The sequence below is a fragment of the Haladaptatus sp. W1 genome, assembly GCF_001723155.1.
In the GTDB taxonomy this organism is placed as follows: domain Archaea; phylum Halobacteriota; class Halobacteria; order Halobacteriales; family Haladaptataceae; genus Haladaptatus; species Haladaptatus paucihalophilus.
In genome coordinates this window covers 1-17711 of sequence record NZ_MEIH01000381.1, presented here as the reverse complement: position 1 = coordinate 17711, position 17711 = coordinate 1, and the positions used below count along the sequence as shown (strand labels likewise).

The 17711-nt window shown below is 65.3% G+C and carries 16 protein-coding genes and 1 pseudogene; 7 read left to right on the top strand and 10 right to left on the bottom strand.

Annotated elements, in window-relative coordinates:
• Positions 1-118: 118 nt before the first annotated feature.
• Both BG842_RS23390 and BG842_RS23385 read left to right on the top strand, forming a co-directional pair.
• Positions 119-1309 (top strand): hypothetical protein, encoded by a 1191-nt coding sequence (locus tag BG842_RS23390; RefSeq protein ID WP_069452683.1) that lies wholly within the window; start codon positions 119-121, stop codon positions 1307-1309.
• A gap of 42 nt (positions 1310-1351) precedes the next feature.
• The gene (locus tag BG842_RS23385; protein ID WP_069452682.1) at positions 1352-1696 is read left to right on the top strand and encodes a four-helix bundle copper-binding protein; all 345 of its coding nucleotides are present in this window, start codon (positions 1352-1354) and stop codon (positions 1694-1696) included.
• 19 nt (positions 1697-1715) lie between these two features.
• On the opposite strand, the gene thiD is transcribed toward BG842_RS23385, so the two are convergent.
• From thiD to BG842_RS23365, 4 genes are all read right to left on the bottom strand, one after another.
• A complete protein-coding gene (gene thiD, locus BG842_RS23380) occupies positions 1716-3086 on the bottom strand; it encodes a bifunctional hydroxymethylpyrimidine kinase/phosphomethylpyrimidine kinase (RefSeq protein WP_069452681.1) in 1371 nt (456 codons plus the stop codon).
• Positions 3083-4141 carry an AIR synthase family protein gene (locus BG842_RS23375; RefSeq protein WP_069452680.1) on the bottom strand — a complete coding sequence of 353 codons (1059 nt, stop codon included), beginning with the start codon at positions 4139-4141 and terminating at the stop codon, positions 3083-3085. The genes thiD and BG842_RS23375 overlap by 4 nt, the downstream gene beginning before the upstream one ends.
• A gap of 39 nt (positions 4142-4180) precedes the next feature.
• The gene (locus tag BG842_RS23370) at positions 4181-5194 is read right to left on the bottom strand and encodes an AIR synthase family protein (protein ID WP_069452679.1); all 1014 of its coding nucleotides are present in this window, start codon (positions 5192-5194) and stop codon (positions 4181-4183) included.
• Positions 5195-5683: 489 nt separating this feature from the next.
• The gene (locus BG842_RS23365; RefSeq protein ID WP_069452678.1) at positions 5684-6757 is read right to left on the bottom strand and encodes a guanosine monophosphate reductase; all 1074 of its coding nucleotides are present in this window, start codon (positions 6755-6757) and stop codon (positions 5684-5686) included.
• Positions 6758-6861: 104 nt separating this feature from the next.
• On the opposite strand from BG842_RS23365, the gene BG842_RS23360 reads away from it, so the two are divergent.
• Positions 6862-7182, top strand: a complete 321-nt coding sequence (locus BG842_RS23360) for an antibiotic biosynthesis monooxygenase (protein WP_069452677.1) — start codon at positions 6862-6864, stop codon at positions 7180-7182.
• A gap of 67 nt (positions 7183-7249) precedes the next feature.
• Complete coding sequence (mutS, locus tag BG842_RS23355; protein WP_069452676.1) at positions 7250-9916, top strand: DNA mismatch repair protein MutS; 2667 nt, start codon at positions 7250-7252, stop codon at positions 9914-9916.
• Positions 9917-9926: 10 nt separating this feature from the next.
• On the opposite strand, the gene nucS is transcribed toward mutS, so the two are convergent.
• Entirely contained in the window at positions 9927-10661 is a 735-nt protein-coding gene (gene nucS, locus BG842_RS23350) for an endonuclease NucS (RefSeq protein WP_069452675.1), read from the bottom strand.
• Positions 10662-10702: 41 nt separating this feature from the next.
• Complete coding sequence (locus BG842_RS23345; RefSeq protein WP_069452674.1) at positions 10703-11239, bottom strand: DUF6735 family protein; 537 nt, start codon at positions 11237-11239, stop codon at positions 10703-10705.
• A gap of 114 nt (positions 11240-11353) precedes the next feature.
• Between BG842_RS23345 and BG842_RS23340 the strand changes: the two genes are divergently transcribed.
• Positions 11354-13183: a glycoside hydrolase family 15 protein gene (locus BG842_RS23340; RefSeq protein WP_069452673.1), complete on the top strand. Its 1830-nt coding sequence runs from the start codon at positions 11354-11356 to the stop codon at positions 13181-13183.
• Between the two features lie 12 nt (positions 13184-13195).
• Here the strand turns inward: BG842_RS23340 and BG842_RS23335 are convergent, their stop codons facing one another.
• The 3 genes from BG842_RS23335 to BG842_RS23325 form a co-directional block, all read right to left on the bottom strand.
• A complete protein-coding gene (locus tag BG842_RS23335) occupies positions 13196-13960 on the bottom strand; it encodes an NAD(P)-dependent oxidoreductase (RefSeq protein ID WP_069452672.1) in 765 nt (254 codons plus the stop codon).
• Positions 13961-14218: 258 nt separating this feature from the next.
• Entirely contained in the window at positions 14219-14944 is a 726-nt protein-coding gene (locus BG842_RS23330) for a ribonuclease H-like domain-containing protein (RefSeq protein WP_069452671.1), read from the bottom strand.
• Between the two features lie 63 nt (positions 14945-15007).
• Positions 15008-15643, bottom strand: a complete 636-nt coding sequence (locus tag BG842_RS23325) for a DsbA family protein (protein ID WP_069449220.1) — start codon at positions 15641-15643, stop codon at positions 15008-15010.
• 196 nt (positions 15644-15839) lie between these two features.
• Here BG842_RS23325 and BG842_RS23320 point away from each other — a divergent pair, with 196 nt between their 5' ends.
• On the top strand, positions 15840-16211 hold the full coding sequence (locus BG842_RS23320; RefSeq protein ID WP_069449221.1) for a hypothetical protein: 372 nt from the start codon (positions 15840-15842) through the stop codon (positions 16209-16211).
• Positions 16212-16365: 154 nt separating this feature from the next.
• Here BG842_RS23320 and BG842_RS23315 read toward each other — a convergent pair whose 3' ends face one another.
• Positions 16366-16737: a hypothetical protein gene (locus BG842_RS23315; RefSeq protein WP_069449221.1), complete on the bottom strand. Its 372-nt coding sequence runs from the start codon at positions 16735-16737 to the stop codon at positions 16366-16368.
• A 196-nt stretch (positions 16738-16933) separates the two neighbouring features.
• Between BG842_RS23315 and BG842_RS23310 the strand changes: the two are divergent.
• A pseudogene (locus tag BG842_RS23310) lies at positions 16934-17566 on the top strand (DsbA family protein).
• Positions 17567-17711: the final 145 nt, after the last annotated feature.

The following is a 17711-nucleotide window of genomic DNA, read 5'->3' as shown; positions in this document are numbered from 1 at the left end:
AATCCCCCGTCGAACGCGGCGGGTCCCGCCGGTACGGTTTTGCCGCCCGACGGCGTTGGTTCCCCCTCGCGTGGTTTCCGTTCGTCCCCGTTCCCGTCGGCAACTGGGTGCGACGCTGATGGGACTCGCCGTCGTCGGCCTCGTCTGCACGCTCGTCGTCAGCGCCGCCCTCACGCCGCCGATTTCGAACGTCTCGTCGGGTCCGGTTTCCAACCGAACCGTCGTCGGCGTTCAGTCCACGACGACCGACGGGCGGGTCGTCGCGCTCGACGCTGACGGCCATCGCGTCTGGCAGTACGGTCACGCCAACGGCTATCACGACGTGTCGTGGCTCCCGAACGGGACGGTGCGCGCGGCGTTCATCGATAACGGCTATCGGAACTGTGGCCCGTACGAGTCGCCCTGTGCCCGGACGGGCGTGCGAATCATCGACCCGAAGCCCTCGCCGCACGTCGTCTACGAGTGGACGTTCCCCGTCCGCTCGGGCTTGAACAGCGAACTCCACGACGCCGAACTGCTCCCCTCGGGCGAACTGCTCGTCGCGGACATGGACAGAGAGCGGGTGTTCACGCTTGCGCCGAACGGGACGAGAACGTGGCAGTGGAACGCGAGCGAGCGGTACGACCCGCCCTCGGACCCGACGCGAACCGATTGGCTCCACATCAACGACGTTGACCGAATCGGTCCCGGTCGCTACCTCGTCAGCGTCCGGAACGCGAACCAACTCCTCGTCCTCCAGCGCGGTGAGGGCGTCGTTGACGTCGTGAACGCCGAGGGCGATTGGCGACTGCTGAACAAGCAACACAATCCCCAGTACCTCTCGAAGGACGCCGTTCTCGTCGCCGACAGCGAGAACGACCGCGTGGTCGAACTCCACCGGACGGACGGGAAGTGGAGCGTCGCGTGGCAGGCCCACGGCGCGGGCGGCATCGGTTTCGACTGGCCGCGGGACGCGGACCGACTACCGAACGGCCACACGCTCGTCACCGACAGCCGAAACAACCGGGTCGTCGAACTGAACGAGTCAGGGGCGATGGTCTGGAGCGCCCGCGTCCCCACGCTCCCCTACGAGGCGGACCGCTATCCGGGCGAGTACCCCGCCGGACCGCCCACGGACCAGACGGGCGACGTCGGAACGGGAACCACGAAACTTCCCGTCTTCGACTACCTGCTCGACAGCGCCCGGCACGTCGTCGCGCTCCCGTATTGGGTCGCCGGGTGGCATTTCGCGGTCGGATGCGTCGCGCTCCTCGTCTTCCTCGTGGGACTGTGGCTGTTCGTCCGGGCGTCGGAAAAGCCGATTGCGTGAGCAACCAGAATCGACACTCGTCGTTCTCCCGTTTGTCCTTCCGTGGCGCTCACTCAAATCGACCACTTGGACGCCGAGATGGACAACTGCATCAACGACTGCTTCGAGGCGACGCAAGCCTGTGAGTGGTGTGCGGACCGGTGTGCCGACGAGGACGAGGAGATGGGCGAGTGCATCCGGCTCTGCCGCGACGTGGCCGACATCGCGTCGATGCACGCCCGATTCATGGCGCGAAACTCGAACTACAGCGACCAGCTCGCCGAAGCCTGTGCCGGTATGTGCGAAGAGTGCGCCGAGGAGTGTTCCCGACACGACCACGACCACTGTCAGGTCTGTGCCGACGTGGTGGAAGACTGTGCCGAAAGCTGTCGGCAGATGATGGCGTAGGCCCCCGAATCGACCGTTGTCACTCTTTTGCGCGAAGCGCATCCAACACCGCGAACGTCCGGCGCTGAAGCGTCTCCGCGTCCTCCGCCAGCAGTTTTACGATGGCTTCCTTTCCAACCTCGCCCCGGTCGATTATCGCCACGGGCGTTCCGTCCGCCGACTGAAACGCCTGTTTCGCACCCCAGCCCATCGTACTGCCCTCTTCCGCCTTCACGTCCTCGGGTTCCGCGTCGCGGTCGAACTCCGCGACTTCGCCGCGCAGGGTCGAGAGCGCGTCTTCCACGTCGGCGTCGAACCGGCAGTTGACGGCGAACCGCAAACTAGGGTCGAACTCCCGCGCCGAGAGCAGGAACCGGGCCACGTGACTCGACGCGCCGAAGCGCACGCCGCGGTTCGGATTCACGCCGGACAGCGTGCGGGTGATTCGCCCTTCGACGGCGGCGGTCTCTCCCACGCTCTCGGCGGAGGGCGTCGCCCCGACGACGTTCATGCCGACTTCGGGGACCAGCGCGCTCACATCGCGTTCGACGAAGGAGCGGACGACCGCTTCGACCGCTTCCGCGGTGTCGTTTCGGTCCGCTCGGTTCCGAAGTTCGGCGAGGTGGTGGACCGCTCCCGGTCCTTCGCCGACGTCGAGGTTGTAGCGGACCGCCCGCTCCATGAAGTCGGTGGCTCCCGACACCGCGGTTTCGAGGTCGTCACCGAGCGCGAGTCGGGCCGCGACGGCGCTGGCGAGCGTGCAACCAGACCCGTGGGTCGCCTCGGTGTCGATGCGCGGGTGTTCGAAGACGGTCGCGCCGTCGCCGGTAACGAGCACGTCCCGGACCGTCTCGCCGGGGACGTGGCCGCCCTTCACGAGGGCGGCGTCCGCGCCGAGTTCGCGGAGGGCTTCGCCCGCCGCTTCGGCGCGTTCGTCGTCGGTCGGTTCGATGCCGGTCAGGACCTCGGCCTCGTCCGTGTTCGGCGTGACGAGCGTCGCGTGCTCGAACAGGTCCTCGTAGGCCTCCTCGCCCGCCGAGTCGAACAGTCGGTCGCCCGACGCCGCGACCATCACGGGGTCCACGACGACCGGGACGTCCACCTCGGCGACCTGCTCGGCGACGCTCCGCACGACGGGGGCCTCCGCGAGCATGCCGGTCTTGACCGCCCGCACGTCGAAATCGGAGAGGACGGCCTCACACTGGGCTTCGACTTCCTCGACGGGGAGCGTGGCGAACCCTTCGACGCCGCGGGTGTTCTGTGCCGTGACGCTCGTGATTGCGCTGGTTCCGAACACGCCGTGGGCCTCCATCGTCTTCAGGTCGGCCTGAATCCCCGCCCCGCCGCCGGAGTCGCTTCCGGCGATGGTCAGCGCGACGGGAAGCGAGACGGGTGCGGCGGTTCGCGTCATGTCGATTTCTCCATGAACTCCTCGAAGGCGGCCCAGAACGGGTCCGACTCGGGGTGTTCGATTTCTTCTCCATCGACGGTGACGCCTTCCCCATCGCGGACGTCGCCGATGATTCCCGCGGGGATGTCGGCGTCGTCGAGCGCGGACACGACGCGTTCCGCGTCCTCCGGCGCGACGGTCAACAGGAGCGTCCCTTCGCTGATGGACGACCACGGGTCGATGTCGAAGAACTCGCACGCCTCCAGTACGCCGGGAAGCACCGGCATATCGTCGCGGCTCACGTCGAGGTGGACGCCGCTGGCGGTCGCCATCTCGACCAGCGCGCCGTGGACGCCGCCCTCCGTGGCGTCGTGCATGGCCGACACGTCGCCCGTCTCGGCGGCGATGCGGGCGTCCTCCACCGGACTCATGTCGTAAAAGCGGTCCTTGGCTTCCTCGGCGGTCTCCTCGGGGAGGTCCATGAGGTCCGCGAACTGGTTGCTCAACAGGCCGGTCGCTTCGATGGCGGGGCCCTTCGTGAGCAGCACTTTGTCGCCCGGTCGCGCGCCGTTCGGTCGGACGACCTTCTCGGGGTCGCCGACCGCCATCGCGGTGGCTCCGCCGACCATCGGGTAGTTACAGCCCGCGTATCTGGCGGTGTGGCCCGTGACGACGCTGACGCCCAATTTCTTCGCTTCCCGGTCGAACGTCTGCCAGACGGTAGCGAACTCCTCGTCGCTGATTTCCGGCGGGAGGTTGAAATCCACCGCCAGATGGGTCGGTTGCAGGCCGCTGACCGCCACGTCGCTCATCAGGATGTGGAACGCGAACCACGCCGCCCGCTCGAATCCGAGCGAGGGCATGATGAAGATGGGATCCGTCGCCGTCGCTATCGCTTTGCCGCCGACTTCCAGAACATCGTCAGACTCTGTCTGACTGGCCATCGAGTCAAGCTCGATGACCCCGAAATCCACGCCGTGCTGTGGCTGTAACGTCACGTCGTCGCGCTCCGCGCCGAGGTGCGGGAAGATGTACTCCTCGAAGAATTCGCCGTCTACTTTGCCTAACTCGCTCATCGGTTCGGAATATTACTTTGTGGTATTTATCGGTGGTGTTCACTCCCGTTCGGCCGACAACTCTGCGAACACCTGCAACGAGGGGTCTACGTCGGGATGTTCGATTCGGTCGCCATCGACGTACACCCCTTCGCCCTCGCGCACCGTCCCCATTTCGGCCGCCGGAATCCCGGCGTCGGAGAGCGCGGCGAGGACCGTCTCCGCTCCCTCCGATGCGACCGTCAGCACGAGCGTTCCCTCGGTCGTGGATTCCCACGGGTCGACGTCGAAGTACTCGCACGCTTCCAGCACGCCCGGAAGCACCGGCACGTCGTCGTGGCTCACGTCGAAGCGCACTCCGGCGGAGCGGGCCATCTCGACCAGTGCGCCGTGAATCCCGCACTCCGTGGCGTCGTGCATGGCCGTGACCGGTCCCGCGTCGGCCGCCACCAGCGCGTCCTCGACCGGACTCATGTCGTAAAAGCGGTCCTTCGCGTTCTTGATGTCGTCCTCGGGGAGGTTGATTTGGTCCTCGAACAGCGTCACGAGAAAGCCCGCCGTCTCCACTCCCGGTCCCTTCGTCACGAGCACTTTGTCGCCCGATTGCGCCCCGTCAGGCCGGACGAGGTTCTCCTTCTCTCCCACCGCGAGCGTCGTCGCACCGCCGACCCACGGATACTGACACCCGGAGTATCGCGCGGTGTGGCCCGTGACGACGCTGACGCCCAGTTTTCTCGCTTCGCGGTCGAACGTCTGCCAGACCGTTGCGAACTCCTCGTCGGAAATCTCGGGTGGCAAGTTGAAGTCCACCGCGAGATGGGACGGACGCAGGCCGCTGACCGCCACGTCGCTCATCACGACGTGGAACGCGAACCACGCCGCCCGCTCGAAGCCCAGTTCGGGCAGGAGCGAGAGCGGGTCCGTGGCGAGCGCGACGACGTGAGTGTCCAATTCAATCACGCCGAAGTCCACGCCGTGTTTCGGCCCGAGGAGTTCGTCGTCGCGGTCCGCGCCGAGGTAGGGATAGATGTGTTCGTCGAAGAAATCGCGGTCTATCTTCCCGATGTCGCTCATACAGGTGGTATTTGGGCGGCGCACAAATCCGTGCTGATTCGTGGAACCGTATCGTAGACTTCCGAAAGTCCCCGCCCGCTTGCGGTCGTCTCAGTGACCTCTCTCCTTGGCTCACTTCGTTCGCCAGTGTCGAGAGAGGTCACTGAGACGACCACACAAGCGCGAGCGGGTGGCCCCTTTCAATCCACCCAGACACAGCAACCGCCCCGCACAGCACCGCGACAGCCACACCCTCCCCAGCCGATTGCGCGCTTCGCTCCGGAAGAGCGACGCTCTTCCGTGCTCTCGTTCACTTCGTTCACGAGAACTCCGCTCCAGTGCTCATCCACCGTCAGAGCAACGCTCTGACGAGCCATTCGCTCGTTCCGTTGTCACTCACGAAGACCTCGCACGCTTCACCGAGACGACGCGGCCGAAAGTGGCCGCGCCGTCCTGCCAGCGCGCGCCACATCGAAAATTAAAAATCGAGATGCGCGACGTGAAATCCGATTACTGCAGCGGAGCCAGTGCTTCTTTCTCCGCTTCCGTTTCGACGTTTGCGAAGACGGAGTGAGCGCCTTCGCGTTCCCGCGCGCTCGGGGCGACTTGGATGAATTCGGCGTTCTCGCGGGCGGCGGCGATGTCGTGGCCGCCGCAGTAACTCAGTCCCGAGCGGAGTCCGGCGAGGAAGGTCTCGGCTTCGTCGGCGAGCGGGCCTTTGTACTCGGTGAGGCCGTCGATTCCCTCGCCGGCGTCGGGGGTGAGGTCCTTGTCGGTGCGGTTCTCGTTCGCGGCGGTGGAGGCCATTCCCCGCGACCGTTTGAACGTCCGCCCGTCCACGGTCACGGTTTCGCCGGGGGCTTCCTCGGTTCCGGCGAAGAAGCTCCCCATCATCACGGTCGAGGCTCCGGCCATGAGCGCCTTCACGGCGTCGCCGGAGGTGCGGATACCGCCGTCGGCGACGATGGGGATTTCCAACTCGTCTGCCCGGTCCGAGCAGTCGTCCACGGCGGTCAGTTGGGGGACGCCCGCCCCGGCGACTTTACGGGTCGTGCAGTGCGAACCGGGGCCGACGCCGACCTTCACGCCGTCCGCGCCCGCCGAGTAGAGGTCCGAGACGGCTTCCGGCGTGACGACGTTTCCGGCGACGAGTTCCGCGTCGGGGAACTCGGCTTTGATTTCGGACACGGCGTCCAGACAGCGCTCCATGTGGCCGTGAGCGACGTCAACCATGATGCAGTCCGCGCCCGCGTCGAGCGTGGCCTCCGTCCGGTCGATGAACTCCTCGTTGATGCCGACGGCGGCACCGACCAGTCCATCGGCCGCTTTCACCGATCGAACCTGTTCGGCCTGCTCCTCGATGCCCATGAAGCGGTGAATCGTTCCGAGGCCGCCCAACTCCGAGAGGGCGATTGCGGCGTCCGTCTCGGTGACGGTATCCATCGGCGCGGAGAGAAGCGGCGCGTCGAGTTCGAGGGTCGGCGTCAGCTTCGTCGTCAGGGAGACGTCGCTCCGGCTATCGACCGGAGAGCGTTGCGGCACGAGCAGCACATCGCCGTACGAAAGACCTGTCCTGATGTCCATCGGTAACCTTCACTCCCGAGTTTCCGACTCCACTTAACTCCACTGAAAGCGGACGGAAACGGTCGGCAACAGCGTATTTCGTGTCGCGTGGTGAACGATATTCGATGACGACCATCGACACAGAAACGGACGTGACGACCCTCATCAACGTCTTCACCGTGATTCCCGAGCGACAAGACGAACTGGTGGACCTCCTCGCCGACGCCACCGAGGAGACCATGCGTTACCTCCCCGGTTTCGTCTCCGCGAACATCCATCGAAGCCGGGACGGAGAACGCGTCGTCAACTACGCCCAGTGGGAGAGCGAAGCCGATTACGAAGCCATCTTCGAGCGGCCCGACGTGCGCGAACACATGGATGGGGCGCTCGAACTCGCCACGGCGGACTACCACCTCTACGACGTGGCGGTCACGGACGAACGGTAGCCACGCGCCCCGTCCGCTCCGCCGCGATTCCGGTGGCTTATTGCTGTGCGGGAACTGGGTTTCTCGCATGGACGCGGCGCTGGGGGCACCCGAGAAGATGGCCGAACACAGCGACGAACTGACGCCGATGATGCGTCAGTATTTCGAGCTGTGTCGGCAGTACGACGATTCGATGGTACTGTTTCAGGTCGGCGACTTCTACGAGACGTTCTGCGAGGCGGCCGAGCGCTGTTCGAGGATTCTCGAAATCACGCTCACGCAACGCGAGGACAACACGGGGACGTATCCGATGGCCGGTATCCCCATCGACAACGCCGAATCGTACATCGAGGCGTTGTTGGACGCGGGCTATCGCGTCGCGGTCGCCGACCAAGTGCAGGACCCGGCGGACGCCTCCGGCGTGGTCGAACGCGCCGTCACCCGCGTCGTCACGCCCGGCACGCTGACCGAGGACGAACTGCTCCACGGCGACGACAACAACTTCGTCGCCAGCCTCGCCCACGACGACGGCTACGGCCTCGCCATCCTCGACGTTTCGACGGGGGACTTCTACGCGACGACGGTCGAAACTGCGAGCGAGGTCCGCAACGAAGTGGAGCGCTTCGCCCCGACGGAAGCCATCGTCGCCCCCGCCCTCGACCCCGACTCGGCCGCGTCCGACGGTACGACCGACACGCCGACCCCCGACGTCTTCGACGCGGACTGCATGGTGACGGAGTACGCCGGAGCCACCTTCGACATCGACGGCGCGAGCGAGTTGGTCGCCGACTACTTCGGCCCGCCGGACCGACTGCTTGCCACCGACGCCGAAATCCGGGCCTGTGGGGCGCTCCTCTCCTACGCCGAGTACGTCCGCGGCGGCGAAGGCGTGACTGAGGACGCCACTGACGACACCGACACCCGTCTCGACTACCTCAACCATCTGACGCGGTACGACCCGCGCTCGTACATGCTGTTGGACGCCGTGGCGCTCTCGAGCCTGGAACTGTTCTCGTCCCGCGCCGTTCACGGGCAGGACGACGCCACGCTCGTCGGCGTGCTGGACGAAACTGCGTGCGCCCTCGGCAGTCGCAAACTCACGGACTGGCTCCGCCGCCCCCTGCTGGAACGCGACCGCATCGAAGCCCGACTCGACGCCGTGGAGGAGTGGACGACGACGGTGCAAGCGCGCGAAGAGGTCCACGAGCTTCTCCGAAACGTCTACGACATCGAACGCCTCATCTCCCGCGTCTCCCGCGGCCGGGCAAACGCCCGCGATTTGCGCTCGCTGAAGGCCACGCTCGACGTGGTGCCGGACATCGCGGAGGCGATGGAAGGCGTCGAATCTCCCAAACTACGACGCCTCCACGAGAACCTGGACGAGATGGCCGACGTGCGCGACCGAATCGGCCGCGCGATTCCCGAGGAACCGCCCATCGAAATCACCGAAGGCGGCGTCATCAAATCGGGCTACGACGACGAACTGGACGACCTCCGCGAGACGGAGCGCTCGGGGAAGGCGTGGATAGACGACCTCGAAGCGAGCGAACGCGAGCGGACGGGTATCGGGTCGCTCAAGGTCGGTTACAATCAGGTCCACGGCTACTACATCGAGGTCACCGACCCGAACCTCGACAAGGTGCCCGAGGACTACACGCGACGACAGACCCTGAAAAATTCGGAGCGATTCTACACGCCGGAACTCAAGGAGCGCGAGGACGAAATCGTCCGCGCCGAACAGCGCGCCGACGAGTTGGAGTACGACCTCTTTTGCGAGGTGCGCGAGGCCGTCGCCGAGGAGTCCGAGCGGGTGCAGTCGCTGGCCGAGACGCTGGCCGAACTCGACACCCTCGTCGCGCTGGCCGAGGTCGCCGCCAAGCACGGCTACTCGCGCCCCGAAATCGTCTCGGAGGGCATCGAGATTCGAAACGGCCGCCATCCCGTTGTCGAGCGAACCCAATCTTCGTTCGTGCCGAACGACACCCGCCTCGACCACGACACGCTGGCGGTCATCACCGGCCCGAACATGGCCGGAAAATCGACGTACATGCGGCAGGTCGCGCTCATCACCATCCTCGCACAGGTCGGGAGCTTCGTCCCCGCCGACGAGGCGCGCCTCGAACTGGTGGACCGCGTGTTCACCCGCGTTGGCGCGAGCGACGACATCGCGGGCGGCCGCTCGACGTTCATGGTCGAGATGACCGAACTCGCCGACATTCTCGGAAACGCGACCGACCGCTCGCTGATTTTGCTGGACGAGGTGGGCCGCGGAACGAGCACGACGGACGGTTTCGCCATCGCCCGCTCGGTCACCGAGCACGTCCACGACGAAATCGGCGCGAAGACGCTCTTTGCGACCCACCACCACGACCTCACGGCCGTCGCCGACGACCTTCCGAACGCTATCAACCTCCACTTCGGCGCGACCGAGCGGGACGGCGAGGTCGTCTTCGACCACCACATCTCGGAGGGCGCGACGATGGCCTCCTACGGCGTCGAAGTCGCCCAACTCGCCGGTGTCCCGGAGTCGGTCATCCGCCGCTCGAAGGACCTGCTGGCCGAAGACGAGGGGGACTCGGTGGACGAAGGTACCTGTCCTCGGGACGCCGACCCGAGCGATTCCGCTCCCCAGTCACCTCCCGTGACATCCGCTTCGAACGACGTACTCGCCGAACTCCGCCGTACCAACGTCGCCGACACGACGCCCCTCGAAGCGTTGCAACTGCTCGATAGGCTGAAGAGAGAGTTAGACTGAGTTGTGTCCTTTAGGGTTCCAACGAGACGAACTCCAACCCGCTTTCGGCGAGCATGTTGCGGGCGCGTTCCGTCACCGACGGCGCGACGAGGACGCCGCGAATCTCGGCTTCGGCGTGCAGGTCGCGGCGGAGGGCGTCCACGTAGCGCCGGAGTTGGCCGACCGCATCGGGGCCGACGCGCCGTCGTTTGAGTTCCACCACCATCGTGGTGCCCTCCGCGTCCGTGCCGTAGATGTCGATGGCACCCGCCGCCGTCTGGCGCTCCGTGGCGAGCGGCGTGAAGCCCGCCTCCACGAGGTCCGGGTCGTCCAGAATCCGCTGTCGGAGATCCTCTTCCGTCCCGTCTAGGGACAACTCCGTCGCGTCACTCACGTCGAACGCGGACACCTGCGTGAGGCGCTCGAACTCGACTTCGAGCGATTCGCTCGGACTCGTTCGCTGGCTACCGACGCGGAGGCGGTCGTCCACGAGTTCGGCGTCGAGGGTTCCACCCGGCGGTTGCCAGTTCACCGGTTTCTGTCCCTCCTCGGTGTGGACGAGCGTGGTTCCGTCGGGTTTGAGCACGACGAGTCGGTCGCCCGGTCCGAGATAGCTCTCCGCGCGGCCGTCGTAATCGACTGTACAGCGCCCGAACAGGGTCACGAGGTCTCCCCGTTCGATGGCCGTCTCGACGTGTGTCAGCGCCTCGCCGTGCGTCGGCGTCCGGAGCGTGGCGGGGTCCGTCCTGTCGTTCGTCTGCGTCACTGACCGATGGTAGATGGTAGTCGGATAAAAACCGATTGCCATCACCGCACGGAAATCACCTCCCGGCGGCTTCCCGCCCACTCGCCGACGCGAGATGCGAGGTAGTCGTGAGCGTCCTCGACATCGAGCACGTCACGGCGAACCATGTCCCGAACCACATCCCGCGTCGCGCGAAACCAGCGGCGGACGCGGGCGGCGTCGCGCTCCGACTCGACTGCGACGAGCGCGCCGGCGTGCACGTCGGCGTCGGCGGTCGCGCCGAACCAGAGCGGGAGATACGCGGCAACGAGCCACGTCAGAGAGACGACGTAGAACGCCTCGAACGCCCGATAATCGAACGTCGCGGCATCCTCGAACGCCAGCGCGGTATCTCGGGGCGTCGGGTCGATTGCGGGCGTCCATCTCTCTCCGATGCGGGACGGGCGGTTGCCCGCGAAGGGTGTTTCCGGCGTGATTCCGTGACGGAGTTCGAGGTCCGCCGCGCCCCAGTGTGCGTAGTGACGGTCGTACCGGCCGTCGGGTCGCTCGTAAACGACGAGTGCTCTGTGTCCCACGGTGGCCCGGAGTGCTTCCGTCATTACATAAAAACATCCGCCTCGTCGCCGACGGCGCGGACGGTGAACCGCCCAAAGGTTCAATTCGTTGCTCGGTCGAATTATCGATATGACGCGGTTTGCTGGGGGTCCGAAACGATGACCCGGTATTCTCCACTCGAACGGTACGGACTCATCGGTAATCTGGAGACTTGTGCGCTGGTCAACGACGAGGGCGAAATCGAGTGGCTTCCCCTGCCACACGTCGAATCACCGAGCGTGTTTACGAGCGTCTTGGACGCCGAAAACGGGGGATTCTGGCGGATTCAGCCGACCGACTCGTTCGACTCGGAACAGTCGTATCTCGACGGAACGAACGTGTTGCGGACGACGTTCGAAACGAATTCCGGGCGCGTGCGGGTTACCGATTTCATGCCCGTCCGCGACGACGGCATGGAGCGTGCGGTCTACCGCGAGGTGACGGCTGTCGAGGGAACCGTCGAACTCGAACTGACGTTCGCCCCGCGATTCGATTACGCACGGGGGGAATCAATCGTGGAATCCACCGACGGCGGGGTTCGTGTCTCGGACGGGGAGTATCCGACTGACGACGCGGAATTCGTCTTTCTCGCGGGCGGTGTCGGATTCGAGGTGGACGGGGCGACCGTCCGCGCCACGTGGTCGCTGTCGGCGGACGAATCGACGTGGTTCGTGCTGTCGCACGAGGAGACGGGTGAGGCGGACCCCGACGTTTGTTCCCAGCGCCTCGACCGAACGGTGGATTTCTGGCGCGACTGGGCGCACTCCTGCCCGGACGGGTGCTCGTTCGACGGGGTGCACCACGACCTCGCCGTCCGGTCGGGATTGGTCCTCAAACTGCTCACCCACCGCGAAACGGGAGCCATCTGTGCCGCGCCGACCACCTCGCTCCCCGAGAACGTCGGCGGGGTTCGAAACTGGGATTATCGCTACAGCTGGATTCGAGACGCCGCGTTCACGATTCAGGCGCTCGCCCATCTCGGTCACACCGCCGAGGCCGAATCGTACTTCGATTGGTTCCTCAACCTCAGCCACGCCGAGCACCCGACGCAACTGCAACCGCTCTACGGACTGCACGGCGCCCCCGACCTACAGGAACGAACGCTCGACCATCTCTCGGGCTACCGCGACTCGTCCCCGGTTCGCGTCGGCAACGCGGCGAAGGACCAGCGACAACTCGACATCTTCGGCGAACTCCTCTTGGCGATATTCGAAACGACCGACGGAGACGAGTTCAACCCCCACGACTGGGACGCGATTCGGGGTATCGTCGAGCACGTCTGCGACGTCTGGGACAAACCCGACGCGGGAATCTGGGAAGTTCGCGGCGGCCCGCGTCACTTCGTCCACTCGAAGGTCATGTGTTGGGTCGCGCTCGACCGCGGCTTGCGAATCGCCGACGAGTGGGGATTCGACGCCCCGACCGGGAAGTGGGAGCAGACGCGCGACATGATCCACGGCGAAATCCTCGAACGCGGGTACGACGACGATATCGGGAGTTTCGTCCAGTCCTACGGTTCGAAGTCGCTGGATGCGACAGCGTTGCTGATACCCATCGTCGGCTTCCTCCCGTTCGAGGACGACCGGGTGCAAAACACCATCGACGCCATCCGAGACCGACTCGAAGCGGACGACGATGGCCTCGTCCGGCGCTACGACGGCACGGACGGTCTACCGGGCGATGAAGGGGCCTTCGTCATCTGCTCGTTCTGGCTCGTCTCCGCGCTGGCGCTCTCCGGTCGCGTCGAGGAAGCACGCGACGTGTTCGAGTCGGTCTGTGACCACGCGAGTCCGCTCGGCCTGCTCGCCGAGGAAATCGACCCGGAGACGGGGGAACTGCTGGGAAACTACCCGCAAGCGTTCAGTCACGTCGGGTTGGTCAACGCCGCGCTGTATCTCGGCATGGCCGAGCGCGGGGAGGAGTCGGTCCCGGAAGCGATCGGAAAATAGCGGCTCCAAACCTCATTCGAGGACTTCCGTCGCGTTGTCGCGCGGCCGGTAGCCGAGCGCACGCTCCGCCCAGAGCAGGGAGAGGAACCGGTCGTCGTTGCGCGACGTGGCGTGGGCGGTGACGGCCCGTTCCGGCAGGTCCGCCGTCACGGCGGCGCGAATCACGTCGCGGCAGTCCCGCGGGCTGAGCCACATGGCGCGGGCGAAGCGGGCGTGTTCCTCCGGTTCGTCCTGCGTGTCTCGAAGACCGTCTTCGGGAAGGAGCCACCCGATTCTGAGGTTGACGACCTCGATATCGTGTCGGTCGGCGTAGTAGGTCCCCAACGCCTCGCCGGTCACCTTGCTAACGCCGTAGTAGGAGTCCGGTCGCGGCGGGTCGTCGTGGGAGATCGGTTCGGCCGTCCCGGTCGTCATCGTCTCCGTCTTCGTCCTATCCGCGGCGTTGTACATCCCGACGGCGTGGTTCGAGGACGCGAAGACGACTCGCCGAATCCCGTGCTCCCGCGTCGCCTCGAAGACGTTCCGCGTTCCCTCGATGTTCACGTCCACGGTGCTCCGCCAGTCCGCCTCGGGCGACGGGTTCGCCGCGAGGTGTACCACCACGTCGTGTCCCGACAGCGCGTCGGAAAGCGCGTCGTAGTCCGTCACGTCACAGCGCACGCTGTCGATGTCGTCGTGCTCGCTGTGCGTAATCGGCGTCACGTCGTGGTCTTCGAGCGCGGTCAACGACTCGCGGCCGACGTTGCCTCCGGCACCCGTCACTGCGATCCGTGTCATGTCGGCGTGATTCGTCCCGGACGACCCTATATCCTCCGTCGAACGATGTCAGGAAACTATCGGTTCGTGGATTTGGCGACGTGGCGTCGAACGATTCCACTCCGTTCGTTTTTTGCTACTGAATCCTATCGTCGAACACTGATTCGATGCCTGATTAACTAATAACTACTATAATGTACTGAATAATACTGAATTATACTGGAGAATACTATTCCCAGCGCTTCTCACCGTCAGGAACGTCCGATTGCATTCTTCGAATCACGTCCGCGACGCGGTATCCGCGACGTTGAACGGGCGGGCGTCGGCGAGGTCGAACAGGTGTACGACGTCCTCCCGGCCGTAGTGGTCGAGCAGTTCGTGCAACGACCGGAACGTCAGCGTCTCGGTCGCTCCGGCGGCCGCGAGCGCGATGTACCGCTCCCCGAATACGGGTACGTCCTTGTTGATGACCTTCCCGAAGCCCCGAAACTTCTCGGGGCGGAGCGCGTCGAGGTCGATACCGTGGTCGTACGTGTCCCAGCGGGTGTCCTCTGGTCGGATTCCGACCTCTCGGCACGCGGTTTCGAGTCGCGTGTAGTCGCCGAACGCGTCCCACGCCGGACGCCGTAAATCGACGTGCGCGAGGTCCGCTTCGAGTCGGGTCCGAAGCCGCTCGGCGAGGTCCTCCCGCGTCGAATCGGCCGCCGCCCTCGCTCGGCCGACGAGTTGCGGCACGTCGAACGTCTCGCCGCCGTAGGTAATGTACTCGTCTCCGTCCCGCTCGGCGAGCCAATCGAGCGTTCGCGCGACCAAATCGAGTTCGTCGTCGGGCGTGTCGTCCCGTCGGAACAGCATCTCCATCTCCCTGTCGCCGCCGGGCGATTCGTAGCCGAGCGCGACCGCGAGCAGTTCGAAGTACGCCGGGTCGCGGAAATCCGGCGGCGTCTCGTAGTGGTCGAGCGTCGGACTCACCGTTTCGATGTCGAGTGCGAACCGTCCTGCCATCTATCGTTCACGGCGTCGGGCGGCGATGGTAAAACTATGGTAATCGGTTTCGGCGAACCCGCGTTACCGGCCGCCGTCCACGAGCCGTTCGAGTTGCTCCGGCGGAACCGCACCGCGCGCGGCGTGGCCGTCGTAAGCGAACGTCGGGACCCCCGTCACACCGCGTCGTTGCGCTTCCGCGAACCTGTCTTGAAGCTCCTCGTGGAGGTCGTCGTCCGCGATTGCGTTCCGAATCTCGTCCCTATCGAGTCCCGCATCTTCGGCGAGGTCGGCGAGGACGTCCGCGTCTCCGATGTCCCGTCCATCCTGCCACAGCGCCTCGAAAATCCCCTCGTCGAAGTCGAGCCAGCGGTCGGGGTGCTCGGATTTGACGTAGTAGGAGGCGACTTGCGCGGGGAGCGAGTCCACGTCGGTCGCTATCTCCTGAGCCATCTCGACGTCGTACTTCTCCTGTAGCCGCCGGACGTTCTCCCGCGCTTGTCGGTAGTACTGTTCGCCCTTCCCGTCCTCCGCGCTCCGGTCGATGGAGCCATCGGCCTTGCGCTTCCCGCTCCGCAGGTCGAACGGATGCCAGTCGAGTACGAGGGGGTCCTCGCGCGTCTCCCGATACCGCTCCAGCGACTGGCGTCCCAGATAACAGAACGGGCAGACGTAATCGGAGTACACGACGAGTCGGTCGGCCGCTTCGGGGTGGCTCATGGATGGCCGTTGTGCGGTGGGGTGCAAAAAGCGGATGGCCTCGGAAGCGGTTGCCCCTTCGTCGGATTTCCCGTCGTCAGCTCCGCGAGCACTTCGCTCGTGACTCCGTTCTGCCATCGTCTTCCTTCAATCGTCTCGCCCAACCACATCCCGGAACCGAACGCCTCAGGTACGTCGAGCACGAAATTCGTGACAGATGGCACCCGCACTGTACCCGCTCCACGCCGTCGCCTCTTCCGGTGGACTCGCACTCCACGTCGTGTTGGCGGTGGCGGCAATCGGGTCCGCGGCCGTCTTCCTGCTGGCGCTGGCGGCGTTTCGACAGCGGCGGACGCTCCCGTATCTGCTGGTGGCACTCGCGTTCGCGGCGCTCGCGGGTCGCGAACTCGTCGGCGGGATGACGGCGGCGAACTACCTCTCCGCGAACGCCCACCACCTGTACGAACACGGGCTCGACATCGTCGTCATCGCCCTCCTCATCGGTGCGGTGTACTACGCCAGAAGCGTCGAAACGCGGCGACTGACCCACGACGACGAAACGGTGCCGACGGAAGACGATGACGACTGACCCACGACGACGAAACGACAACCACTGAAAACGATGACCGAGACACGAACACGGATAGCCCAATGCGTCGATTCCCGTCCGGGAATTCACTTCAACGACCTCGTGCGGGAGTCGGTCATCGTTTTTCAGTGGTTGTCGTTTTCGTCGTCGTGGGTCAGTCGTCATCGTCTTCCGTCGGCACCGTTTCGTCGTCGTGGGTCAGTCGCCGCGTTTCGACGCTTCTGGCGTAGTACACCGCACCGATGAGGAGGGCGATGACGACGATGTCGAGCCCGTGTTCGTACAGGTGGTGGGCGTTCGCGGAGAGGTAGTTCGCCGCCGTCATCCCGCCGACGAGTTCGCGACCCGCGAGCGCCGCGAACGCGAGTGCCACCAGCAGATACGGGAGCGTCCGCCGCTGTCGAAACGCCGCCAGCGCCAGCAGGAAGACGGCCGCGGACCCGATTGCCGCCACCGCCAACACGACGTGGAGTGCGAGTCCACCGGAAGAGGCGACGGCGTGGAGCGGGTACAGTGCGGGTGCCATCTGTCACGAATTTCGTGCTCGACGTACCTGAGGCGTTCGGTTCCGGGATGTGGTTGGGCGAGACGATTGAAGGAAGACGATGGCAGAACGGAGTCACGAGCGAAGTGCTCGCGGAGCTGACGACGGGAAATCCGACGAAGGGGCAACCGCTTCCGAGGCCATCCGCTTTTTGCACCCCACCGCACAACGGCCATCCATGAGCCACCCCGAAGCGGCCGACCGACTCGTCGTGTACTCCGATTACGTCTGCCCGTTCTGTTATCTGGGACGCCAGTCGCTGGAGCGGTATCGGGAGACGCGCGAGGACCCCCTCGTACTCGACTGGCATCCGTTCGACCTGCGGAGCGGGAAGCGCAAGGCCGATGGCTCCATCGACCGGAGCGCGGAGGACGGGAAGGGCGAACAGTACTACCGACAAGCGCGGGAGAACGTCCGGCGGCTACAGGAGAAGTACGACGTCGAGATGGCTCAGGAGATAGCGACCGACGTGGACTCGCTCCCCGCGCAAGTCGCCTCCTACTACGTCAAATCGAGCACCCGACCGCTGGCTCGACTTCGACGAGGGGATTTTCGAGGCGCTGTGGCAGGATGGACGGGACATCGGAGACGCGGACGTCCTCGCCGACCTCGCCGAAGATGCGGGACTCGATAGGGACGAGATTCGGAACGCAATCGCGGACGACGACCTCCACGAGGAGCTTCAAGACAGGTTCGCGGAAGCGCAACGACGCGGTGTGACGGGGGTCCGACGTTCGCTTACGACGGCCACGCCGCGCGCGGTGCGGTTCCGCCGGAGCAACTCGAACGGCTCGTGGACGGCGGCCGGTAACGCGGGTTCGCCGAAACCGATTACCATAGTTTTACCATCGCCGCCCGACGCCGTGAACGATAGATGGCAGGACGGTTCGCACTCGACATCGAAACGGTGAGTCCGACGCTCGACCACTACGAGACGCCGCCGGATTTCCGCGACC